The organism is Sphingopyxis sp. Geo25 (genome assembly GCF_949769135.1).
Classification (GTDB): Bacteria; Pseudomonadota; Alphaproteobacteria; order Sphingomonadales; family Sphingomonadaceae; genus Sphingopyxis.
Genome location: NZ_CATKOZ010000001.1, coordinates 741,994 through 765,711, shown reverse-complemented (window position 1 = coordinate 765,711; position 23,718 = coordinate 741,994). Strand labels below are relative to the sequence as shown.

The 23,718-nt window shown below is 65.7% G+C and carries 21 protein-coding genes; 6 read left to right on the top strand and 15 right to left on the bottom strand.

Annotated elements, in window-relative coordinates; genetic code table 11:
* Positions 1-24: 24 nt before the first annotated feature.
* The 14 genes from QOL68_RS03915 to QOL68_RS03850 all read right to left on the bottom strand — a co-directional run bounded on the left by QOL68_RS03915 (position 25) and on the right by QOL68_RS03850 (position 17,759).
* On the bottom strand, positions 25-1,290 hold the full coding sequence (locus QOL68_RS03915; RefSeq protein WP_282947119.1) for a DUF445 domain-containing protein: 1,266 nt from the start codon (positions 1,288-1,290) through the stop codon (positions 25-27).
* Between the two features lie 70 nt (positions 1,291-1,360).
* Positions 1,361-4,777 (bottom strand): efflux RND transporter permease subunit, encoded by a 3,417-nt coding sequence (locus tag QOL68_RS03910; RefSeq protein ID WP_282947117.1) that lies wholly within the window; start codon positions 4,775-4,777, stop codon positions 1,361-1,363.
* A gap of 46 nt (positions 4,778-4,823) precedes the next feature.
* Entirely contained in the window at positions 4,824-6,026 is a 1,203-nt protein-coding gene (locus QOL68_RS03905) for an efflux RND transporter periplasmic adaptor subunit (RefSeq protein ID WP_502957371.1), read from the bottom strand.
* 272 nt (positions 6,027-6,298) lie between these two features.
* The gene (locus tag QOL68_RS03900) at positions 6,299-6,571 is read right to left on the bottom strand and encodes a GlsB/YeaQ/YmgE family stress response membrane protein (RefSeq protein WP_197410113.1); all 273 of its coding nucleotides are present in this window, start codon (positions 6,569-6,571) and stop codon (positions 6,299-6,301) included.
* Positions 6,572-7,650: 1,079 nt separating this feature from the next.
* Entirely contained in the window at positions 7,651-8,640 is a 990-nt protein-coding gene (gene nadA / locus QOL68_RS03895; protein ID WP_282947113.1) for a quinolinate synthase NadA, read from the bottom strand.
* Positions 8,641-8,711: 71 nt separating this feature from the next.
* A complete protein-coding gene (locus tag QOL68_RS03890) occupies positions 8,712-9,425 on the bottom strand; it encodes an adenylate cyclase (RefSeq protein ID WP_282947111.1) in 714 nt (237 codons plus the stop codon).
* Positions 9,426-9,488: 63 nt separating this feature from the next.
* On the bottom strand, positions 9,489-10,136 hold the full coding sequence (locus QOL68_RS03885; protein WP_282947110.1) for a DUF4230 domain-containing protein: 648 nt from the start codon (positions 10,134-10,136) through the stop codon (positions 9,489-9,491).
* Positions 10,133-10,912 carry a hypothetical protein gene (locus tag QOL68_RS03880; RefSeq protein ID WP_282947108.1) on the bottom strand — a complete coding sequence of 260 codons (780 nt, stop codon included), beginning with the start codon at positions 10,910-10,912 and terminating at the stop codon, positions 10,133-10,135. The genes QOL68_RS03885 and QOL68_RS03880 overlap by 4 nt, the downstream gene beginning before the upstream one ends.
* Positions 10,897-11,814, bottom strand: coding sequence for an MBL fold metallo-hydrolase (locus QOL68_RS03875; protein WP_282947106.1), 918 nt, complete (start codon positions 11,812-11,814; stop codon positions 10,897-10,899). Before QOL68_RS03875 ends, QOL68_RS03880 begins: the two co-directional genes overlap by 16 nt.
* A 155-nt stretch (positions 11,815-11,969) precedes the next feature.
* Positions 11,970-13,664 carry a M56 family metallopeptidase gene (locus QOL68_RS03870; protein WP_282947104.1) on the bottom strand — a complete coding sequence of 565 codons (1,695 nt, stop codon included), beginning with the start codon at positions 13,662-13,664 and terminating at the stop codon, positions 11,970-11,972.
* On the bottom strand, positions 13,661-14,029 hold the full coding sequence (locus QOL68_RS03865; RefSeq protein ID WP_282947102.1) for a BlaI/MecI/CopY family transcriptional regulator: 369 nt from the start codon (positions 14,027-14,029) through the stop codon (positions 13,661-13,663). Before QOL68_RS03865 ends, QOL68_RS03870 begins: the two co-directional genes overlap by 4 nt.
* A gap of 264 nt (positions 14,030-14,293) precedes the next feature.
* The gene (locus QOL68_RS03860; protein WP_282947100.1) at positions 14,294-15,568 is read right to left on the bottom strand and encodes a glycosyltransferase family 4 protein; all 1,275 of its coding nucleotides are present in this window, start codon (positions 15,566-15,568) and stop codon (positions 14,294-14,296) included.
* A gap of 390 nt (positions 15,569-15,958) precedes the next feature.
* On the bottom strand, positions 15,959-16,849 hold the full coding sequence (locus QOL68_RS03855; RefSeq protein WP_058454131.1) for an OmpA family protein: 891 nt from the start codon (positions 16,847-16,849) through the stop codon (positions 15,959-15,961).
* A 295-nt stretch (positions 16,850-17,144) separates the two neighbouring features.
* Positions 17,145-17,759 carry a hypothetical protein gene (locus tag QOL68_RS03850; protein ID WP_282947095.1) on the bottom strand — a complete coding sequence of 205 codons (615 nt, stop codon included), beginning with the start codon at positions 17,757-17,759 and terminating at the stop codon, positions 17,145-17,147.
* An 896-nt stretch (positions 17,760-18,655) separates the two neighbouring features.
* On the opposite strand from QOL68_RS03850, the gene QOL68_RS03845 reads away from it, so the two are divergent.
* Both QOL68_RS03845 and QOL68_RS03840 read left to right on the top strand, forming a co-directional pair.
* Positions 18,656-19,135 (top strand): hypothetical protein, encoded by a 480-nt coding sequence (locus tag QOL68_RS03845; RefSeq protein ID WP_282947093.1) that lies wholly within the window; start codon positions 18,656-18,658, stop codon positions 19,133-19,135.
* Positions 19,136-19,229: 94 nt separating this feature from the next.
* The gene (locus QOL68_RS03840) at positions 19,230-19,652 is read left to right on the top strand and encodes a hypothetical protein (protein WP_282947092.1); all 423 of its coding nucleotides are present in this window, start codon (positions 19,230-19,232) and stop codon (positions 19,650-19,652) included.
* 27 nt (positions 19,653-19,679) lie between these two features.
* On the opposite strand, the gene QOL68_RS03835 is transcribed toward QOL68_RS03840, so the two are convergent.
* Positions 19,680-20,165 (bottom strand): YHS domain-containing (seleno)protein, encoded by a 486-nt coding sequence (locus QOL68_RS03835; RefSeq protein ID WP_282947090.1) that lies wholly within the window; start codon positions 20,163-20,165, stop codon positions 19,680-19,682.
* Positions 20,166-20,305: 140 nt separating this feature from the next.
* Here QOL68_RS03835 and QOL68_RS03830 point away from each other — a divergent pair, with 140 nt between their 5' ends.
* The 4 genes from QOL68_RS03830 (at position 20,306) to leuA (ending at position 23,700) form a co-directional block, all read left to right on the top strand.
* Positions 20,306-20,710, top strand: coding sequence for a hypothetical protein (locus QOL68_RS03830; RefSeq protein WP_058454169.1), 405 nt, complete (start codon positions 20,306-20,308; stop codon positions 20,708-20,710).
* 116 nt (positions 20,711-20,826) lie between these two features.
* Positions 20,827-21,315, top strand: a complete 489-nt coding sequence (locus tag QOL68_RS03825) for a rhodanese-like domain-containing protein (RefSeq protein ID WP_282947087.1) — start codon at positions 20,827-20,829, stop codon at positions 21,313-21,315.
* 67 nt (positions 21,316-21,382) lie between these two features.
* Positions 21,383-21,757, top strand: coding sequence for a hypothetical protein (locus QOL68_RS03820; RefSeq protein ID WP_058454136.1), 375 nt, complete (start codon positions 21,383-21,385; stop codon positions 21,755-21,757).
* Between the two features lie 278 nt (positions 21,758-22,035).
* On the top strand, positions 22,036-23,700 hold the full coding sequence (leuA, locus tag QOL68_RS03815) for a 2-isopropylmalate synthase (RefSeq protein WP_282947083.1): 1,665 nt from the start codon (positions 22,036-22,038) through the stop codon (positions 23,698-23,700).
* Positions 23,701-23,718: the final 18 nt, after the last annotated feature.

Here is a 23,718-nt window from a genome sequence, read left to right as displayed (position 1 = left end):
TGACCCTAGATCAACGAACCTCGTCTAGAGCAGCACATCCACCGCGTGGATCAGCACGCCGACCAATCCGCCGACCAGCGTGCCGTTGATGCGGATATATTGCAGGTCGTCGCCAACCGCATTTTCCAGCCGGTCGGTGATCGTCTTGGCGTCCCAGCCGCGGATCGTGTCGGACACGAGCTTCAGCGCCGTCTCGCCATAGCTGTCGACCGTCCCGACCACCGCGCGCCGGGCATAGCGATTGAGCGTGCGCTTCAGCCCCTCGTCCTCGCCCAGCATCGCGCCGAACTGCGTGACGAGCTCGCCGATTCGCCCCGCAAGCATCGTGTCGGGGTCGCGCGCGGCCTTGAGCAGCGCCGCGCGCCCCTGTTCCCACAATCCGTCGAGCCAGCGCTTGACCGCCTTGTTCTCGAGCAGCTCGTCGCGGACTTGTCCGACCTTCGCCTTCACCTCGGGATCGTGCTGCAGGTCGAGCGCCATCTTGGCGAGCCCTTCCTCGACGCGGATGCGCAGCGGGTGCGTCTCGTCGACCGCCATTTCGCTGAGCAGCTTGCTGAGCCCCGCGACGATGCGGTTCGATATGCTCTCGTCGAGCCCGGTGAAGCGCACGATCGCGCTCGAATTGTCGTGGACCATCTGGTGGATCAGATGCTCGTTGAGTTCGAGCGTCTTCGATCCCCATTTGACCATCGCGTCGAGCAAGGGCTGGTGCCGCCCCTCGGCGAGCGCCGCCTGCAGCGCCTGCCCGAGTAGCGGCGCGACGTCGAGGTCGCGCAGGCGATCGGCGATCGCCGATTTGACCATGCCGCCCAGCCGCTGCTGATCGAGCGCGCCGAGCCCGTCGGCGATGATCCGCGACGCGCCGAGCTTGAGCCGCCCGCCGCCCTCGGCCGGCTGCGACAGGAATTTCCCGACCGCGCCCGCGACGTCGACCGTCTGCATCTTGCGCGCGATCAGCCGCGGCAGCAGGAAATTGGTGAGCAGGAAGCGCGCCAGCGTGTCGCCGATGCGGTTCTTGTTGCGCGGCACGATCGCGGTGTGCGGGATCGGCAGGCCCAGCGGATGGCGGAACAGCGCGGTCACCGCGAACCAGTCGGCCAGCCCGCCGACCATCGCCGCCTCGGCAAAGGCGCGCACGAAACCGACCGCGGGATGGACGTGATCGAAATAGCGCGCGGCGAGGAACACCGCCGCCATGACGATCAGCAATCCGGTCGCCACCACACGGATATTGGAGCCCCGCGCCGGAATGGCGACGCCTATCGGCCGGGAAAGAAGGCTGTCGGTCATGCGAACCAAATGGCGAAACGCCGCAAAGGTTGCAACCGGCGCAGCGACTTACCGCGCCGGTTCGCCTGCATTATTCCGCCGGTTCGGGCGCCGCGGCGCCGTGCGGCTTCACATCGTCGCCCTTGCGATAGGTCAGAAGGTTGCGCGAGAAGAAGCGGCCGAGGCGCTTCTCGATGCTGTCGGCCAGGCTGAACCCTGCGGGCACGATCAGCAGCGTCAGCAGCGTCGACAGGGTCAGCCCGCCGATCACCACGACGCCCATCGGCGCACGCCACGCGCCGTCGCCCGACAGCGACAGCGCCGTCGGCACCATGCCGGCAACCATCGCGACCGTCGTCATGACGATCGGCTGCGCGCGCTTGCGGCCCGCATCGAGCAGCGCCTCCATCTTGCCGACGCCATGATCCATTTCCTCGATCGCGAAATCGACGAGCAGGATCGAATTCTTCGCCACGATGCCGAGCAGCATCAGCAGGCCGATATAGACCGGCATCGAGATTTCCATGCCCGTAATCAGCAGCCCGAGCAGCCCGCCCAAAGGCGCGAGCAACAGCGACGACATGTTGACCAGCGGCGACAGGAAACGGCGATAGAGCAGCACCAGCGTCGAGAAGACGAGCAGCAGGCCCGAGACGACCGCGATCAGGAAGTTGTTGATCAGTTCGGCCTGCCATTTGGCGTCACCCTGGATGATCTTGCGCACGCCCTGCGGCATGTTCTTGATCGCCGGCAGCGCGTCGATCTTCTTCTGCGCGTCGCCGGTGACAAGGCCGGGCGCGAGGTCCGCACCGATCACGATGCGCCGCGTCTGGTTGTAGCGGCGCAGCTCGGTCGGACCGGCGCCGAAACCGATCTCGGCGACCGACTTCAGCGGCACCGTCGTTCCCCGCGAGGTCGGAACGGGCAGGTTCTCGATCGTCGCGAGCGCACGGCGCGAATCTTCGGACAGCAGCACGCGGATCGGAATCTGGCGATCGGACAGCGAGAATTTCGCCGCATTCTGGTCGATGTCGCCGATCGTCGCGATGCGGATCGTCTGGCTGAGCGCCGAGGTCGTGACGCCGAGTTCGGCGGCAAGGTCGAGGCGCGGCTTGACGATGATTTCGGGGCGCGGAATGTCGCCCTCGATCCGCGGCGAGCGCAGTTCCTTGAGCTTGCTCATCTCGGCCACGATCTTCAGCGCGTGGCTCTCGAGCAGCGCCGGATCGTCGCCGCCAATGACGAAGGTCAGGTCACGACCCGAAAACCCACCCGACTGGCTCTGGAACGACACCCGCGCGTCGGGAATCGCCGCCATTTTCGGCTGCAGCCCGCGCTCCCAGTCGACGCTGGTCTGTTCGCGCTTCTTCTTGAGCGTGATGTACACCGTGCCGCCGCCGACATTGACGTCATAGAAGGCATTCTCGACCGTCTTGTCGGCTTCGAGAATATCGTTGATCTCGTTCGAGATATACTCGCTCTGCGCCAGCGTCGACCCCGGCGGCAGCTCCCAGCGCACCTGGCTGTAATCGCTGTTGATCGTCGGCTGGAACTGCTGCGGCAGCGTCGCGAACAAGACGATGCTCGTCGCGAAAGCCGCGACGCCGATCCCGACGATCCAGACGCGATGGTCGAATAGCCGCGCGTAGGCACGCTGCGCGATCGATTTCGCCCAATGGGTAAAGGCCCACTGGCGCACGCCGAGTGCATAGGCGGCCGCGCCGATGATGATCTGGAGCATACCGGCGGCAAGATACGCGCCGACGATGCTCAGCGGCGTTAGCAGCAGGAAATGGATCGCGGCGTTGGGCGCATCCTGCCCGGCAGGAACCGGCCGGAAAAAGGTCGCGACCTGCAACAGGCCGACAAAGCCCGCGACCACCAGCGGCACGATCAGGTAGATCAGCCGCGTCGAGGTCAGCGCGTAGGTCGCGCGCTTCGCCTGATGCTTGCTGTTGTCGAGCGTCCACGCAAGGATGCGCTCATAGCGGTCGACCCACGGGCCCGAGGCGTGATCCTGCTCGCCCTGCGCCGACAGGAAATAGGCGGCGATCATCGGGGTGATCATGCGCGCGACCGCCAGGCTGACGAGCACCGCGAACACCACGGTCATGCCGAACTGGATGAAGAACTGCCCCGACACGCCGGGCATCAGCGCGACGGGCAGGAACACCGCGACGATCGACATCGTCGTCGCGACGACCGCGAGGCCGATCTCGTCGGCGGCGTCGATCGCGGCCTGATAGGCGGTCTTGCCCATTCGCATATGTCGGACGATATTCTCGATCTCGACGATCGCGTCGTCGACCAGCACCCCGGCGACGAGGCTGAGCGCCAGCAGCGACAGGCCGTTCAGCGAAAAGCCCATCATGTCCATGAACCAGAAGGTCGGGATCGCCGACAGCGGGATCGCAAGCGCACTGATCAGCGTCGCGCGCCAGTCGCGCAGGAACAGGAAGACGACGACGACGGCCAGCACCGCGCCCTCGATCATCGCGGCCATCGAGCTGCGATATTGTTCCTTCGTATATTCGGTGCGCGTGAACAGGATCTTGAAGTCGACCTTGGGGTTGTTCTTCTTGATCTCGGCGAGCTTCTTCATCGTCTCGTCGTGGACGGTGACGTCCGACGAACCCTTCGCCTTTTCGATCGAGAAGCTCAGCACCTGCTTGCCGCCGATCTTCGCGAGGTTGCGCTGTTCGGCATAGCCGTCGGTGACCTTCGCGACGTCCGACAGGCGGATCGTGCGGCCGTTGCCGATCGAGATGCGCGTGTCGCCGAGTTGGAACGCGTTCGCAGCGTTGCCGAGCACGCGCACCGCCTGTTCGCTACCCGCAATCTCGGTACGCCCGCCCGCGGCGTTGACGTTCACCTGGCGCAGCTGCTGGTTCACCTGGCTCGCGGTCAGGCCATAGCTCTGCATCCGCGCGGGATCGAGGATCACGCGGATTTCGCGGTCGACACCGCCCGAGCGGCGTACTTGGCTCATGCCGGGGATCGACAGCAGTTCCTTCGCGACCGTATTGTCGACGAACCACGACAATTGCTCCAGCGTCATGTCGCGCGTCTCGACCGCGAAATAGGTGATCGGGCCGCCCGCGATATCGACGCGCACGACCTGCGGTTCGAGAATGCCGTCGGGCAGGTCGCTGCGGATCTGCGAGATCGCCTGGTTGACGTCGTTATAGGCGCGGTCGATCGGGGTGCCGATCGCGAACTGGACCATCGTGCGGCTGTTGCCCTCGCTGACATAGGAGGACATTTCGTCGACGCCGCTGACGCTGCGCACCGCGGCTTCGACGCGCTGCGTCACCTGCGTCTCGAGTTCGGACGGCGCGGCGCCCGGCTGGGCGACGATGACCTGCACCGCCGGGAATTCGATGTCCGGATTGTCGTTGACGTCCATCCGGTTGAAACTGACGACCCCCGCCAGCAGCAACAGGATGAACAGCACGATCGGCGGCACCGGGTTGCGGATGCACCAGGCGGAGATGTTGCGAAAGCTCATGATTCAAACGCCCTTGTGCGCCCGCAGGCTGCGTGTGCGACCAATTTTACTGCGACGATTTCTGGACCACCGGCTTCACCTTGTCGCCGGGGTTCAGGAAGGCGCCCGCCAGCACGACGACCTTCTCGTTGCCGGTCAGGCCCGACGCGATCGACACGCCGCCGTCGGTGACGGTGCCGACCTTCACCAGCTTGCGCTCGATCTTGTCGTCCGCGCCGACGACCAGCACGAAATTGCCGTCGGGTCCGCTCTGCACCGCGCTTTCGGGGAGCAGCGGCGCTTCTTCGGTGCCCGAGACGAGCCGCGCGTCGGCGAAGCCGCCGGGGCGCAGCGCGGCGCTGTACGGGACCGCGATGCGCACCGTGCCCTGCCGCGTGTCCATGTTGACGATCGGCGAAACCTGCCACACCTGCCCCGCGATCTGCAGGTCGGTGCCGACCGGCGTGATCGTCGCGCGGGTGCCGACCTTGACGCGCTGCAAATCGGCTTCGGCGAGCTGCGCCAGCATTTCCATCTCGCCGCCGCGCGCCATGCGGAACAGCACGCCGCTGCCCGCGCCGACGACCTGGCCGGGTTCGACCTGACGCGTCAGGACCAGCCCCGCCGCCGGGGCGACGATGTTGAGGCGGCCGTTGCGCGCCAGCGCTTCCTGATATTGCGCCTGCGACACGCGGACGCGCGCGTTCGCGGCATCGCGGGTCGCGCGCTTGCGGTCCATGTCGGCCTTCGAGATGAAGCCGCGGCCGACCAGCGCCTGCGCCCGCTCCAGCTCCGCCTGCGCCAGATCGGCATCGGCCTGCGCAACCTTGATCGAGGCCGCGAGGCTCGCCGCCTGCTGCGACTGGACGGCGCGGTCGATCACCGCGAGCGTCTGGCCCGCGCCGACCCACTGGCCGGGCTCGACGAGCACGCGGACGACCTGTCCGCCCTCGCCCGCGATGCCGACCGGCATTTCGCGGCGCGCCGCGATTGTGCCGTTCGCGGCGATCGCCGCCTGCACCGAGACGCGGCCGGGAATGACGACGGTGACGTTCGGCACATTCTGCGCGCCCGCGCCGCCGGCGCCGCTCGCCGCCGTATCGGCGCCCTTGCTGTGCGCGAACGCATACCAGACGCCGAGCAGGATGACCGCGATCAGCGCGACCGCCGCGATCGTCAGCATCCGCTTGCGGCGGTTGTCATCGGCTTCGTAAAAGCTTTCGGTCCCCGCCAGGCTGTCCATCGAATCCACTTTCCGCTCGTAATTCACGCCACATCCCCTCGGCCGCCGGCGTGCTGCCGACGGCGGTGCAAGCCGCACCGCACGGGCGCAGCCCAATTTCCGGTCGGTGTATTACCCTATTAAATCACCACGCGCAAGGGGTGAAACAGGCTCCCTCGCCCCACCCTCCGGGCACCGCGTCTTAGGCAGGTCGGGCAGAAAATTCCAGTAGTTGGTCATCAAAAAGGGGCGGCCGACATGCGCCGACCGCCCCCGTTTCTTCGCTGTCAGGTCCGGATAGGACCCGGCCGTTCGCGCCGTCAGCGTACCCTGCCGCGCCGGATCAGGTTGACGATCGCCAGCAGGATGATCGCGCCGATGAACGCTGTGACCAGCGTCCGCCAGTCGAACGCATCGCCGCGCAGGTGTCCGCCGCCAAAGACGCCGCCCAAGAGCAGCCGGCCGAGGATAGACCCGACGCAACCGACGATGATATTCAGGAAAATGCCCTGCTGGGCATCGGTGCGCATCACGATGCTGGCGAGCCAGCCGATAATGCCGCCCATCACAATAGCGATAATGAAACTAATCATGATTGACCCCCTACGATCAATGGTCTGCCCGACGTTGTGGACAGCCTGTGCTACCCTAAATCACTGCAATCGCCTAGCGAAATGGCGGAGCGCGCGCGGTTGCCGGGGCGCCGTTCACCGAGGACAGGCGCAAGGTACGAAATCGATCATCCCTATGATCTTCCCTTTCCGGTCGGCGAGCCCGTCAACAGGCGATCGGGCAGCCGCCGATACGCGAATAATGCGAGAGGGGTGGAAAAGGTTCCCGGCCGCGACCCAAAGGCCACGGCCGGGAAGAGGAGGATCAGTTCCGATCGGGGAACTGCTCCGGGTCGCAACACCGGCATAAGCAGCCTTGTTTGACCGCGATGTGACGCCAATCACTCGGTGGAATTTTTTTGGGAAAAGGCTGCGGCGTCGCCGCGGCGTCCGGCACGGGAGCGAATGTCCCCCGTTCGCGCATACGAAATGGGGGCCGACATCGCTGCCAACCCCCACTATCCGGTTACGCCCCTCGCCGCGCTTCGCCGCTGCATCCCGGTTCCCTGTCCTTTCGGTCAGTGACCCGCAAAACGCCTCGCCGCCGCGTGCGCCGGAACGATCCGGCGATGGTTCGGTCGGCCCCCTTTCGGGGGCCGGCCTCACCTGGAAAGCCCTTCATCATCTCGTCCGTGCCTCTGCCGAAACAGCTGCGCTTTCAAAGCGATGGACTGCATTTCCGTACCTGATCGGGTCCGCTTCAACTCGTGGGAATCGCTGCGTTCCGTGATCCGGCTATCGGTTGCCTTCCTCGTCGTCCCTCTCCGTTCTCGTCCGGCCAGTCTTGCAACTGCCCTTCTCGTCCCGGCGGTCCGTCGTCTCCGTCGTCCGATGATTTGAAGCTGTCACGAACGCCGGGTGTCGCCAACAGAAAATGCACGCAAAGCAGCAATCATACCCGTTCGCTTGTGGATAAGTCCGGCATTAGCAACAAGCGGATTCGCTGCAGCATTTTTGTAATAGCAATGCAGCATTTTTGAATTCATCGGCCGGACCGAAATGCGCGACTCGCCGCCGCGACTCGATTCGCGAAACCGCAGAAAGCGACTCGCAGCCGCGACTCACGCGCGTCCGAGGTCGCCCTTGCCGACGGTCCCCGATGCCATTTCGAGCATCCGGTCGAGACTCTTGCGCGCAGCGAGGCGGAGCCCTTCCTCCATCTCGATCTGCGGCTTGAGGTCGCGGAGCGCGATGTACAGCTTCTCCATAGTGTTGAGCGCCATGTACGGGCAGATATTGCAGTTGCAGTTTCCGTCCGCGCCCGGCGCGCCGATGAAGGTCTTTTCGGGCAGCGCGAGTTCCATCTGGTGGATGATGTGCGGCTCGGTCGCGACGATCAGCGTGTCGCCGGGGAAGCTCTTCGCGAACTGCAATATGCCGCTCGTCGATCCGACATAGTCGGCATGGTCGACGATGTGCGGCGGACATTCGGGATGCGCCGCAACCGGCGCGCCCGGATGCTGCGCCTTCAGCTTGAGCAGCTCGGTCTCGCTGAACGCCTCGTGGACAATGCACACGCCCGGCCACAGCAGCATGTCGCGTCCGAACTTGCGGTTGAGATAGCCGCCAAGGTGCCGGTCGGGGCCGAAGATGATCTTCTGGCTTTCGGGGATCTGGCTGATGATCGTCTCGGCGCTCGACGAGGTGACGATGATGTCGCTCAATGCCTTCACCGCCGCCGAGCAGTTGATGTAGGTCAGCGCGATATGGTCGGGATGCTTTTCGCGGAAACGCTTGAACTGTTCGGGCGGGCAGCTGTCCTCGAGGCTGCACCCGGCGTCCATGTCGGGCAGGATCACCGTCTTCTGCGGGCTCAGGATCTTCGCGGTCTCGGCCATGAACTTGACCCCGCAAAAGGCGATCACGTCGGCGTCGGTGTCCGCCGCCTTGCGCGAGAGCTCGAGCGAATCGCCGACGAAATCGGCCAGATCCTGAATCTCGGGCTTCTGGTAATAATGCGCGAGGATGACGGCGTTGCGCTCCTTGCGCAGGCGCTCGATTTCGGCGCGCAGGTCGAGACCCGACAGATTTTCGCGAACGGGAGCAGTCATGGCTTTTCCTTTTATGGCTTTGCCTTGCGCGGCGCTCTACACCGCGTCCGCCCCAAGGGCAATTCGCCGTATCAGCTTCCGGTTAGCTTCGCCGCCAGCGCGGCCACCGGCGGCGTCAGCGACAACAGATAGACGATCACGCGCACCGCGATGACAAGCAGCGCGACCGCTTTCGTCGCCGGATGGACGTGCCCCAGCGTGCGCCGGTCGTGCGCCGCGATGATCCCGACGACCGCAAGCTGGATCAGCGCGACAGGAATGTCCGACCAGCCGATCATCAGCGGCATCGGCAGCAGCCGGCCGAGCGCGGGTTCGAGGATCATGATCGTCGCGCCGATCATCAGCCGCCGGTGCCATTCGGTATCGCTGCGCCGGCGGATCGCCATCATCACCGCCAGCCCGAAGGCGAGCGCCTCGATCGTCGTAAGCGCAAGGAAATAGGGCGCGGTGAAAAAGGGCGGGAAGCGGTTCAGCGCCAGCGAGGCCAGCCCGACGAAAATGCCGAGGCAGACGATCAACGCCGCCAGCCCCGCTCCCATCCAGCCGAGCCGCCGGTGCAGCGCCAGATTGCCCCGCGCCTCCAGCGTCGGCTGGACGATCAGCAACCCGAGCCACGCCAGCATCGCGACCCCGTGCAGATGCACCCAGAAGGGCGCCTTCACCGGATCGACGAAACCGCGCAGCGCAAATTGCACGAAACCGAATATGATGAAGACGGCGAGCCCGATCGCCATCCGTTGCCAGAACCGTTCGGCGCGCACTGCGCCCTCGACCATCGTCGCCATGCCCCATTCCCCTCGCAGCCTGCCCGCGCGGAGAATATCGCATCCCCGAACCTTGCGAAAGGGTCAGTTCGCAGGGTCATCCGCAAAGCGCGCGGTCACCTTTGCTTCGATCCCCGCGGCCTTCAGCGGCATCGCGAAGCTCTGCTCGACCGCGGTGCGTGCGGCGCCCTGCGCCAGCCGCATCGGCACCGTCCCCTTCGCCTGCCTGATCAGCTCTTCCTGCGCCGCCTTGCGGTTCGCGGCGTCGAGCGTCTTCTCGGCGTCGGTCAGCGTCAGCAGGATCACCCCGTCGCGAAACTCGCTGATCGAATCCAGATCAATCTCGGGCCCGGCGAGGCGGAGCGGCGGCAGCGTCACCGTCAGCGCATTCGTCGCAGCATCCCAGTCGAGGTCGGATTGCCTGAGCTTGCCAAGGTCAAGCTCGTAGCGGACCGTCCCCGGCATGATTAGCGTCTTCTTCGCCTCCAGCCCCAGCCGCGACTGCGTCGAGGTCACGACCGCAACATAGCGCGCGGTGAAGGGCACGAGGACATTCTGCTCCTGCAACCCCTGCAGGCTCGCCGCGACGACGGTCTCGGGGTCGAAGCCCTTCTGCCAGTCGCGCCACGCGCTGACCGCCCACCAGGCGGCGAGCGCGAGCAAAGCCGCAGCCGCGAGCAGGATCAGGCGCGGCAACAGGCGCGGTGCGGGCGAGGACGCGGGTGTGGTCATGGCGTGGTGTAATCCGAACAATCGGGCGCCGGCCGGTCCATTTCATAGCGCGACGTCGCGGGGTTGTAATGCAGCACGCGGTCATAGCTGCAGCGGGGATCGGGCGCACGCTCCAGGTCGGCGCGCGTCAGCCTCACCGCGCTATTGTCCTCCGACCGGCGCGAGGTGCGCGGGAAGGTCGTCGCGGCAGCGCGATAGGTCAGCGCGGGCCACCAGCCGCCATCGTCGGGGGCCGCCGACAAGGTCGCGGCAAAATCATATTCGTCGTGGCACGCCTCCAGCCGGTCCTTCATGTCCTGCTCCGAAAAGCAGGCGCGGATCATCAGCGAGCCGTCCCAGACGATATCGAGCACTTCGGCGCCGAGCCCGGTCGATCCCGGCGCGGCGCCGAATTCATATAGATGAAGCCGCGATCCCGATCCGCCGCCGCCCGAGTACATGGCACTAACGCGGCCGAGGATGCCGACAAGGTAGCGCGGCGAACCATCGCCGCCCTTTGCCGCGATGAGGTTCGGCCAAAGCTCCTGCTTCTCGGTCTCGTCATAGGCGGGCAGCGGGACGTTGGTCGATGTACCGTCAACCGGCGACTTCACGATCAGCGCGGCCGCATTTCCGCTGCCGTCTTCGATCGCGGGAACTTCGAGGCACAGGCTCCTGTCGGGCAGGCAGTGCCGATCGCCATCCTTGACGAGCGCGACCACCGCGCCGTCGCCATTGGCGGGGGCGGGCACGGCGGCCGCCAGCACCAGCGCCATCAGCATCAGGCCAGCACCCATTCGTCATCGTGCGACCGCACGACGCCGCGCATCTCGAGGTCGAGCAGGTGCGCGAGCACCGACCGCCCGGCGGCGCCGGTCAGCCGCGGGTCGAGACCCTTGTACATATGCTTCACCATCTCGGGGATCGCGCGCGTCCCCTTGTCGAGTTCGCGCAATATCTGCCGCTCGCGCTGCTTGCGATGGCCCAGCATCCCGCGCACGAGCTGCCTCGGCTTCGTCACCGCGGGGCCGTGCGCCGGATAATAGATGCGGTCACCGCGCTCATACAGCTTCGACAGGCTCGCCATATAGGCCGCCATGTCGCCGTCGGGCGGGCTCACCACGCTCGTCGACCACGCCATCACATGGTCGCCGGTGAACAGCGCCCCGCTTTCGACGAGCGCGAAGCAGAGGTGGTTCGAGGTATGACCCGGCGTCGCGACCGCCTCGATCGTCCAGCCGTCGCCCGCAATCCGCTCGCCGTCGGTGAGCACGCGGTCGGGCGCATAGTCGCTGTCGAAGGCCGAATCCGCGCGCGGCCCGTCGTCGGCCAGCGCCAGCGGCGCGCAGCCGATGATCGGCGCGCCCGTCGCCTCCTGCAACGGACGCGACGCGGGACTATGGTCGCGGTGCGTGTGCGTGCAGAGGATCGCGGCGATGCGCTGGCCCTCGGTCGCGCGCAGGATCGCGTCGACATGCCCGACGCCGTTAATGTCGGCGGGGTCGCCGATGCTGAGCCCCGATCCGGTCGGGCCGGGATCGATCACCGCGACGTCGCTCCCCGCCCCGACGATCCACGTCTGGGTGCCGGTGAAGGTATAGGGCGAGGGATTGGGCGCGAGCACGCGGCGCACCAGCGGCTCATGCTGCTCGCAGTCGCCGGCGCGGATCGTGTCGGGCCAGGGCTTTTCGTCGCTCATGCCCGCCCATGTGGCACCGCGCCGCGCGAAGGAAAAGGCCCGAGGGAGAAAAAGCCGGCACCAATAGAGAAAGGGAGCGAACATGGCCGCCCCCTTTCCCCGCCCCTATCGCCAGCGCCACCGGGGAATGGGCGCCGGCCAGGAAGTTGTTGCCGTCAGTCGTCCGATTTCTCGAGATCGGCGCTCGCCCTGTCGATGTCGGCGGCGACCTTCGCGCGCATTTCCTCGGACAGGCCGCGCGCCGCCTCGCCCTTCTTGAAGCCGTCGCGCGCCTTCTTCAGCGCCGACAGGCGGGCCGCCTTGCTCTCGGCGGTGTCGCCGCAGCGGATCATGTAGATGTGCTGGCGCTTGTTGCCGTCGACTTCCTCGCGGTTGACGATCGGCGCGGTCTTCGACCCGTCGCCGCACTTGCCGATCGCGATCGCCTTGCCATCGAAGCTCTGCCACGCGCCATGCGCGACCATCGGCGGCAGGGGCGGCATCGGGGGCATCGGCGCCATCACGGTGCGGATACGCTCCTTGCGCTTCGCCTCCAGCTTGTCGGCGATCGCCTCGGCCTGCGCACCGCTGATCCCCTGCTCCTTCAGCGTCGCAAGCACATCGTCGCGCGACAGGCTGCCGGGGGTGCGAATCTCGACGCGCTTGTACTTGCCGTCGGCGGGCGCGAGCATCACCGCGGGCTTGCCCTCACCGTCGCCGTCCTGGCGGATCACGATGCGGTGGACCTCGCGCTTCTTCCCGTCCTTTTCGGCGGCGTCGCCGTCATGCTGCTCGGTGAAGATCATCACATGGGGCGCATCGGGCGCGGCCGGAGCTTCGGGCGGCAGCGGCGCGTCGGGAGCGGCAGGCGGTGCCGGAGGCGCCGGCGGCTCGGCGAGCTCGGCCTGCGCGCTCGCGGTCGCGGCGGGCACCAGGGTCGCGGTCGTCGCCAGCACCGCCACCGCGGCAGCCCCCACGAGCAGCCGGCCGACCAGCCCGCGCTTCTTCGAAATATCCTCCTGCATCAGCATCGTCAGTCTCTCCTGCAGATTGTCGTGGACCGCCATCGGCGCCGCGAGCGACAGCCGCGATCCGACCGCCGCCTTCGCGATGGCGGTGGCATAGCGCGCGGTCCGCACATTGCGCGGGGCGGTGTCGGTCATCGTCAGGACGCGCGCGTCGCACGCCGCTTCCTGGTCGAAACGGAAGGCGCGGATCGCGCGCCAGGCCAAGGGGTTGAACCATTGCGTCGCGAGCAGCAGCAGCGCGGCGGCATTCGCCCACAGGTCGCCGTGGCGATGGTGCGACAGCTCGTGATCGATCGCCAGCGCGCGCTCTTCGGTCGCGTAGCGCGCGAAGAAATCGTGCGGCACCGCGACGAAGCGCCGCCACAGACCGAATGCGACCGGCCCGTCGACCGCGTCGGTCATGATCAGGCGGATGCGTCCCAGCGGCTCCAGCTCGGCCGCGCCCTCCAGCACCTCGGCGCGGAAGCGCTGGTGCGACAGCGCCGCGCTGACGAGGACCGCAACGAAACCGAGCGCCCACAGCGCGAACAACAAGGGCAGCGCATCGGCAAAGGTCCAGCTCGCCTCCGGAATCGCGACGGGCGTCCCGATCGCCTCGGCGGCGTCGACGACCTCCATCAGCACGACGTCGGCGGGCACGCCGCTCGCCGCGACCGGCGCCGGATCGGCGAAGGGCAGCGGCGGCAGCACCAGCCGCAGCGCCGGGACGAGCCACAGCGTATAGGCAAGCTGCGGGCCGAAATGACGGGCAAAAGGCTTGCGGATGACAAGCACCGCAAGGACGAGCGCGGCGGTGGTGATCATCGTGTCACCCCACACCTGCATGATCATCGCGGCGCTCACGACTTGAGCTTCCGCAGCAAGGCTTCGATCTCGGCGATGTCGGTGTCCGAAAGCGCCTCGCGTTCGGCGAGATGCGCGATCAGCGGGCTCACCCGCCCGCCGAACAGCCGGTCGACGAAGCGCTGCGATTCCTCGCCGACCGCGTCGGCGCGCTCGACCGCGGGGCTGTAGAGATAGCGGCGCCCGTCGGCTTCCGCCGTGACCGCGCCCTTCTGGACCAGCCGCGAAAGCAGCGTCTTCACCGTCGCCTGCGTCCAGCCGTTGATCTTTCCGATGCGTCCTGTCAGGTCGGCGGCGGTCTGCGGGGCCTTGTCCCACAACGCCGACAGCACCTGCATTTCGGAATCGCTTGCTCTTTCCGCCATGGTGGAACCCCTCCTCTTGGCGTTGATCTGCAATGCGACTACAAATGTAGTCAATCGGCTGAATGCTGCATGAACAAAATGAACGGCAGTCGATATGGCTGCCACAACGCTATCGGGATGGAGCGGCGCGGAGCGCCATGCCGGCCGGGGAAGAAGGCGTCTCGAGTGGCGAAGATGGCCCGCGTCGGTGCTATCCCGCGGAACCACCCGGCGAAAACCCGGCGCTTCGCACGATATTAGATGCCCTCGCTAGGGTACTGAACTCTAGGCGGCGACATTCGAGACGGACTTCACGTCGTAGAGCGCGTCATAGGTGTGCAGCGGAACGTGCGCCGAAAAGATGCTCGCGATCAATCGGTCGACCGCCGCGGCATATCCAAGCGATCGTTCGGTAAATTGGACCGAAGCGGAGGCGCACGCCGATTGGAGGCGAGCATAGGTGGCGGAATCGTCGGCCAGCGTTCGGATCGCAGCAAGATAACTGTCGATATTCTCGGGCACAGCTTCCAGGATACATTCGCCGATCACGGGGAGCGCATTGGACAACCTGCTGGTGATGATGGGCTTGGCGGTAAGCACAGCCTCGGCGCAGACCAGCGGCATACCCTCGCAAAAGTCACCGCGGGTCGGCACGATGAGCGCGTGGCAATTATGGTAGGCAGCATCGAGTTCGTGACGTTCGAGACGTCCGCGCAGCGTAACGCAGTCTCCCAGACCGAGCCGATCGACCTCGGCGCGAAGCTCGGATAGCGCCCCGCCGTCCCCGCAAACTTCGATCGATACGGCGCGCCCCGGCGCATTGCGAAGCGCCTGCGCCATCGCGAGAAGATCAAATACCCCTTTGCTCCGTTCCACACGACCCGAAAACAGGAGCCTGAATGGCGAGGCGGGATCCGCGAACGGATCGACGGGATGGGGATCGCTCCCGGCGAACTGCGACGTCCATCCGAAATACCGCAGGTGCGCGGCGCCGTCGGAGCGGGCTTGTACGCCGCATTCGGGCGAGCAGCCCATCGCCCCGGCCGCAATATGGCGAAAGAACCACGAATCCAGCTTCCGGATAAGCGTCTTAAGCGTTCCCCGCGGTTCGAAGCCGTTCGGCCAGCGCACGTTGTGAAAATTCACCGCGACCGGGATGCCGAGCAACTTGAACAGGGTAAGCATGAAATAATGCGTCGATCCGGAATCGATGATCGCCAAATCGGCCCCGATGCGCCGCGCATAGACTGCAAGCCGGACGCCATACCATATACGCGAAAGATGGAAGCCGAGGCCGGTCGCCCCCTCGCCCCGGCGCGGCAGGTTTTGGAAGGTCAGGTCGCCCTGTTCGACGCGCCCCGCGTCGGGGTTGCTGGTGACCAGTACGCCGGTGATACCATGGGCGACAAGCAGGCGGCGGAGTTGCTGCGAAAAGGAATAGCCGGTGACGCCGGCCACAATGCCGCCATCGCGCATGGCGTCTGCAACGATGTTGCCCGGTCCAAGAGCGCAGAAAATTTTCATTGCGGAGTGTCTATCTTCGTCGCGCAGCCGTGCCAACACCCGCCTCGGGCAATTGAGCCAATATGGGATGGCGCCCAGATGTCGGGATTTTTGACACCCCCGCCCCCCGGTAAGGAATTGCTAACCAGCGTCTCCCGCAGAAATCCGGGGCAGCGGGAAATTGGCACGCGCCTTGTATGGTATCAGACGTTCCCGAGTGTTCCGCTCAATGGAGCGGTGGGGGACATCGGTCTGGTCCCTGATGTCCCCTGCCCCCACTCCGGAAATCCCCACTTGCCCCCGACGCAAACGGGGGGCGGAGCGGCCGAAAGGCCCCGCCCCCCGGATGCTTTTCATGCCATCGCCAACCACGCCCCCGCGCCCGCGCACGAAAAAGGCGCGGGAAGCGATGCCTCCCGCGCCTTTCGTATCGCGGCGATGCGCGCCTTACAGGCCGTCGAGCCCCTTGCTGACCAGCACGTTCACCGCGACGCGGCGGTTCTGCGCCTTGCCCTCGGGGGTGCTGTTGTCCGCCGTCGGGTCGGCCTCGGCCATCCCGGTCGGGGTCAGCATGCGATACGGCTTCCAGCCGCACGCCTGCTGCAGATAGTTTACGACGCGGCCGGCGCGCTTTTCGCTGAGAACCTGGTTATACTCCTCGCTGCCCACCGAATCGGTGTAGCCGACGACGAGGAGCAGGGCATTGTCCATGCCCTCGGCCTGGCTCGCGGTAGCGCACAGATCGGCCTTCGCCTGCTCCGACAGCACGGCCTTGCCGGTGTCGAAGTTCACATTCATCGTGCTCTTGATGTTGTATTTATCGATGTCGCCCATGCGGCCGCGCAGCGCTTCGGTGGCCGCGGTCTGCTCGGCAAAGCGCTGGTCGGTACCGGTACGGATCATGTTCGCGGTGCGCAGATCCTTGCTCTTCAGCACGACCTGGTTCGCGACCAGCCCGCCGTCCCACTGCAGCGTCTCCACCGTGACGGGCAGCCCGTTGAGCAGCGCGTTCGCCGCCATCTTGCTGCTGCCGAGGCCCAGGAAGCCGCCATTCGCCTTGACCTTGGTGCTCTCGCTCAGGAAGACGACGGTGTTGGTGCCGTCGGCCGCCGTCACCTGCATCCGGTTGCCGCTGCGCGCCGAGATCATGCCTTCGAGCTTCGGCCCTTCGGTCAGTTCCGACAGCGGGGGGATCTGGGCATAGACGGTCGCAACGGCTTCGCCGCTGCCCGCGGGCTGCGCGTCCTGAGCCTCCTGCGCCGCGAGGCTCGCCGAGGCGGGGCCGGCCAGCATGGCCAGCGTCAAAACAAATCCTGAACTCTTCGAAACGGCACCCATAAGCTACTCCTTCAACGGGGTGGCAGGGGCAAGCGCGTTCAGCATGACCCCTTCTGGCACAGGAATACTCGCCGGATGGCCGAAGGTTGCGCGGGTCGTCCGGCGCTGTGCACGGCTAGCCGACAACCGCCGGTGCCGTCCCAAGCGCGGAATTCCGCCTCGAATTCGGCTTTTTGCAATAAGAGCAATGCCCTAACTTTCCCGGCACCGCGACGCGCGCCGGCAACGGTCCGCTCAAAAAAAAAGCGCGGGAACCGGATGGCTCCCGCACTTTTTCCTGTTCGCCGCGACGCGATCAGTCGGCCGGGGTCGGCGCCGGTTCGCTCGCGGGGGCGGCATCGGCGGTGGTATCCGACGCGGCCGGCGTGGTTGCCGTTTCGGCGAGGGCCGCGGCAAACTGGTCCGCGGTAAAGCTCATCGCCAGACCCTTGCCGGTCAGGAAGAAGGCCTTGCGCGGCAGGCGCACCTCGCCCTTGTCGGTCGTGACGATCACGCCCTCGGCATCGGTCGCCTTGACCTTGCCGACGACCGAGGCGCCGGTCACGCCGCGGATTTCGGCGCCGGGAACCAGCGCGGTTGCAAGCGCGGCGGCGGCATCGGCGGCCTGCTTGTCGAGCGCGGCGGTCAACTGCGCGGCGGTGATGGTGATGGCAAGGCCCTTGTCGGTCTGCGCAAAGGCGTTGGTCGGCAACGCGGCCTTCCGGCCGCCGAAGTCCACCACGACGACGCTGCCGTCGTTGCTCGCGATCGGGCCAAGCTCGACGCCTGCCGAGTCATAGACTTTGGCGCCGACATCGAGTTTCACGGCCGAAGCGCCAGCCTGCGCCTGCGCCTGTGCCAGCGCGGCCGTTCCGGTCGTCGCGGCGAGGGCAAGGGAGAGCGAGGTAATCAGGCCTGCATATTTACGCATTTCGAGCATTCTCCTTGGGAAGCTTTGAGTTGGGATCGTCCAACCAACGCGCGGGCGAGCCCGAAAACACCCCCGCATCCGCCGAACCGTTGTCGTGGCGGGACGGGCCGATGGAATGGTACGGGCCGAAAGCCGGTCCCCCGATCGCGGGCGCACCCGGCAAGATCGGCGCCGCACGCCAAACGGACCAGTTCTCGGGCAGCAACCAACTCGCCGGAATTCAGCCAGGACAGCCCGGCGCATTCGGCAACTGCCGCGGTCATGGATGCCGGATCAAGTCCGGCATGACGAAGGACTGAAACGACCGGAAGCCGGCGTTCGCTCCTCCCTGTGGCGCAGCCATGGGGAGGTGGCAGCGCGAAGCGCTGACGGAGGGGCAAATGGCGCGACGTTGCCGCCCCACCACCACCGCCTACGGCGACGCCCCCCCCATCGCTTCCCGACAGGGAGGATCGCTACATCTTCGTCACCCCGGACTTGATCCGGGGTCCACGACTTCAGCGCTGCGGTGGATCCCGGATCAAGTCCTGGATGACGAATGACAGCCTACGGCCGATTGCAGCCGTGATCTACCAACGCCGTCCGTCAATCTTTGTCCGGCAATGATAACATGCTGACTGCGTGTCATTATGGTTATACCATTCGTGAATACCGCCAGCCTGTTCGCAATCTGCGCCCTTAGGCGCCAACCCTAACGCCCAAAAGGGTAAGTGCTGTCGAAGCCATGTCCGACGCCTATAAGGCTCGCTTGAACAAAATGTCGCATCGACCATCCGGCGACACTAGCCGCACCTCAGTCCGCTTCCCACCCCAGAGTCGCCCTTCATCGCCAATCTGGACAGAATGGCAGAAAACGACCGATTGCGGACATTCCAATTTGTCGTCAATCTGCATGCATGTTGCAGGCTAACAGAGGCAAAATCGCGATCGCATTCGCTATCGGATTGGCATTTGCAGCCTACTCGCAGTTGCGAGTTTTCAAAGAGCGTCCGACCTATGCCTTGGAAATGACGCTGCTGACACATTATGCCGACGAAGTTGACGATGTTCCAAAGTATCAATCGGATTCTGCAGAGTGGTTTGCCGCCGGAGGTCGGATCAACGATCTCTCCAAATTTCTGGCGCAAGACACGGGCAACCATATTGGGAGGCCATATTTGGTGTTCGCTCTCGAGAAGAACGCCACCTCAGAGAGTGTACGATCTGCTCTTGCGGATTTAACGAAGAGGCAAATCTGTTACGCGGGCATATTGGATTTCCCGCCCGACCATATCCCCACCGATCACATGGCCGTCATATTTCGGATTGTTTCGGTGAACGAGAAGGACGGCACTGTGCACCGCTGCGAGGAGCGCAGTAACGTCCCGCCGGGTTGAGCCTTAAGCGTTTCTCCCTATTTACATCGCTGGTTGCCGAACCGTCGGGTATCGACCGATAGCCGTCGGGCCCAACTTCGCGTAGGGTTTCGGCATGCGTCGGAATCCCTTGTTCGTTATATTGTTGACGGTCGCCGCGTGCGAAACGAACCCATATGCGACGGTCTCCGATGAGGCACTTCACGCCAACGCAAAATCCTTGGCACTGCCGGAGAGGTATGACCTTTACGTAAGGGTGCTTGAATCCCGAACGCCGCGCCGCCCCATCCTGGCCGAAGATGTTGCCGCGCTTGGGGATCCTGCGTGGCAATACGTTGTTGGACGTGCACTACGAGGCGGCTCCGCAGAACTGTCCCAAGCTTTGCCGGTGCTCTATGCGTTCGATCGACCTTGCGGCTTATCGGACCTTGAACGGCTGCGCGAACACGCCGATCGTGTTTCCAGCGGCGATACAGCGCGTGCACTAAAAAGCTCTATCGACAGCCTTTGCGGGTCGGAACTGCCCGCCGCCGAATAATGTCGGCTCCCCACCCCGAACCTGCCCCTACCCCCCGAATTTCGCGTCGTCGGGGATCACCGCCCAATTCTTTTCCGCCGCGGCGATGAAGCCGGCGCGGTCCTCGTCCCACTTCGCCTTCACCTCCTGGTTGAAATTCAGGTACAGCTTGCCGTCGACCACGGCATAGGCCAGCGGATCGCCCGGCGCGAGATAGCCGCGCGACATCGCCCACGAACAATGGCCGCCATATTGCGGCGCGAAGGCGGCGGGATCGGCCTTGAACGTCGCGGCATGCGCCGCGCTCGCGAAATGATAGACGGCGCCGTCATGCTCGACGGCAAAGGCGGCGTCGCCCTTCACCGGCACGCCGTCGCCTTCGAAATAGCTGACGGCGTCGTAGCCGCTGACGGCGATATGGCCGCCCTCGACCCCGACATAGACGGGCTTGGCCGAGGCATAGGGGGTGAACACCGCCACCGACAGCGGCAGCGCCGCCGCCGCGAGCAGCGCGAACAGGACATGTTTTTTCATGGGACGGACTCCGATCTGGTTTCGTCCCCGGTTCGCCCCGAAATCGCGCCCGGTTACACCGGCTTTGATGCCGCCCGGTTCGGCGGGGGTTCATCTTTGCGTGGTAATCCCTATCTCAAGGGGATCAGGGAATGCGCGCGATGAAGACACCTGCCCTCTATCTGCTTGTCGCTTTCGCGGCGCTCGCCGTCCCCGCGCATGCGCAGGACGACGATCTCGCGCAGACCGGCTCGCCGCCGCAGAAAACCTCGATCCTCTACACCTATGGCGACGATCCCTGTCCCGAGACGACGGGCGACGAGATCGTCGTCTGCGCGCAGCAGCCCGAATCGGACCGCTACCGCGTCCCCAAGGATCTCCGCCACCAGGACGAAGAGGCGCCCGCCGGCGGAGGCTCGTGGGCGTCGAAGGTCGAGGGCTATGACGCTATCGCGCGCCAGACGCGCCCCGACAGCTGCTCGCCCGTCGGCAGTTACGGCTTCACCGGCTGCGCCGCCGCCGCGCTGCGCCAATGGTTCGAGGCACGGCGCGCCGGAACGCCCTGATGCGCGCCCCCGAGGCCCGCGTTTCCAGTGCGCTCGTCGGCATCCCGATGGGCATCCCTATTCATCGCAGAGCCAGCAAGGCGCGCGCATAACGCCCCCGTTCAAGGGAGGATATCATGCGCAAAGCCTTGCTGGTTGCCGCGGCGCTCGTCGCCACCCCTGCGCTGGCGCAGGCCAACCCCCAGATCGACTATCCGGCGTTCCAGACGCTCACCGCCAGCGTCGCGCCGCAGCGCGCGACGCGCCTTTTGAAATTCGACGCCTTCAAGGCCGAGGCGGCAAAGCCCGGCACCCTCCTCCTCGACGCGCGCTCGAAGGACGCTTTTGCCGCGGGGCATATCGCGGGCGCGGTCAACCTGCCGCTCACCGATTTCACCGCGGAGAGCCTCGCGGCGGTGATCGGCGCCAACCCCGACCGCCCGATCCTGATCTATTGCAACAATAATTTCCGCAACGACGCCGCCCCCGTCCGCATGAAGGCCGCGCCGCTCGCGCTCAATATCCAGACCTTCATCAACCTCGTCGGCTATGGCTATGGCAATGTCTTCGAGCTCGCCGACGTCGTCGACATGGGCGATCCGGCCGTCGGCTGGGTAAAGGGCTAAGCCCCCAATCTGTCACACGACTCCGCTAACAGGGCCTTGCCTTTCCCTGTTCGCAAGGAGTCTCCCCATGAGCGAATTGGTACGCGAGATCGTCGAACTCAACGCCGGCATCGACGGCGACGAGGACAGCCCGCTGCTGGTCGTAGAGGTCGAAGGCCTCGCCCCCACCGCGGGCTGGACCAGCGTCCGCCTCGAACCCCATGTCTATATCACCCCGCCCGAGGACGGCTTTCAGGATTTCGACCTGGTCGGCGACCGCCCGCCCCATGATGCTTCGGGCGACGCGGCGGCCGACGCGCTGACCGAGGTCGAGGCCGCCTGGGAAGGCCCGCTCGAGGACTGGTGCATCGGTGTCCGCGTCCACGCGGTCGACAATATGCTCGAGGATGAGGTCTTCGAACCGTGGGACGAAGACGGCGAGGACGAGAGCGAAGCCGCCTGAAGAATTACCCTCCCCCTGCACTTCGCCGGGCCGCGAAGGCCCCTTCGCGGCCCGGCGACATTTTCTGACCCGCGGCGGCCTGCCGCGAAATTTTAGGCACCTGCCTCTTGCCAAGCGCGACATTTTGCATCATTGCGACGGCCATGCGCGGCAACGCCCTTCTTCTTCTGCGACTTACACGCCCTTGGGCGTGACACTGGCTGCGCGCTAGTCGCGGCCACCCGCTCAAGGGTCCGATCGACAAGCGACACCAACCCGGCAGAAGAAGTTTACACCCCATGACCATGCTCACCGACCCCTCGGTCAAGTACAGCGCCTTCCCGCAGGTTCCCTTGAGCCACCGCGAATGGCCCGGCCGCGTCACCACCAAAGCCCCGATCTGGCTCTCGACCGACCTTCGCGACGGCAACCAGTCGCTGATCGACCCGATGGATGCCGAGAAAAAGACCCGCTTCTTCGACCTGCTCGTCAAATGCGGGTTCAAGGAGATCGAGGTCGGCTTTCCCGCCAGCGGCGCGACCGACTTCGACTATATCCAGGGCCTCGTCCGCGGCGGCCGCATCCCGGAGGGCGTCACCCCGCAGGTGCTGACGCAAAGCCGCGCCGACCTCATCCGCACCAGCTTCGACAGCCTCGAGGGCGCGAAAACCGCGATCGTCCACGTCTATAACGCGGTCAGCCCCGCGTGGCGCCGCATCGTCTTCGGCATGGAAATGCCCGAGATCAAGGGCATCGCGGTCGAGGGCGCCAAACAGCTCCGCGACAACGCCGCGCGCCTGCCGCAAACGAACTGGCGCTTCCAGTACAGCCCCGAAACCTTCTCGACCGCCGAGCTCGATTTCAGCATCGAATGCTGCGAGGCGGTGATGCAGATCCTGCAGCCGACGGCGGAAAACCCGATCATCCTCAACCTCCCCGCGACGGTCGAGGCCTCGACGGCGAACATCTACGCCGACCAGATCGAATATTTCTGCAAGAACCTGCCGAACCGCGACGCCGCGATCATATCCTTGCACACCCACAACGACCGCGGCACCGGCGTCGCGGCGGCCGAGCTCGGCCTGCTCGCGGGCGCCGACCGCGTCGAGGGCTGCCTGTTCGGCAATGGCGAGCGCACCGGCAACACCTGCCTCGTCACCATCGCGCTCAACATGTACACGCAGGGGGTCGACCCGCGGCTCGACTTCTCGAACATCGACGAGGTCATCCAGACGGTCGAATATTGCAACAACCTGCCCGTCCACCCGCGCCACCCCTATGGCGGCGAGCTCGTTTACACCGCCTTCTCGGGCAGCCATCAGGACGCGATCAAGAAGGGCTTCGCCGCGCGCGAGCGCCAGAATGACGAGCGCTGGGAAGTCCCCTATCTGCCCATCGACCCCGCCGACCTCGGCCGCAGCTACGAAGCGGTGATCCGCGTCAACAGCCAGTCGGGCAAGGGCGGCGTCGCCTGGGTGCTCGAACAGGACAAGGGCCTGAAACTGCCCAAGAAGATGCAGGCGAGCTTCAGCCATGTCGTCCAGGCGCTGGCAGACGAGACGAGCCGCGAACTCGGCGCCGAGGACATCTGGCACGCCTTCGAGCGCCAATATCTGACCACCGAAGCCAAACGCTTCCAACTCGTCGACTGGTCCGAAACCCACTCGGGCGCCGACCGCATCTTCGCCGGCAAGCTCACCATCGACGGCACCCCGCGCAGCGTCAGCGGCCGCGGCAACGGCCTGATGTCGAGCGTCATCGCCGCGCTCAGCGAAAGCGGCGGCCCCGTGATGGACATCGTCGATTACAGCGAGCACGCGATCGGCCAGGGCAGCAATGTGCAGGCCGCCGCCTATGTCGAATGCCGCACGGCGGACGGCAAGAGCCTGTTCGGCTGCGGGCTCGACACCGACGTCGCGACGGCGAGCGTGCGGGCGATCCTCAGCGCCGCGAATGGGGCGTAATTCGGGGGCGGCCTTACA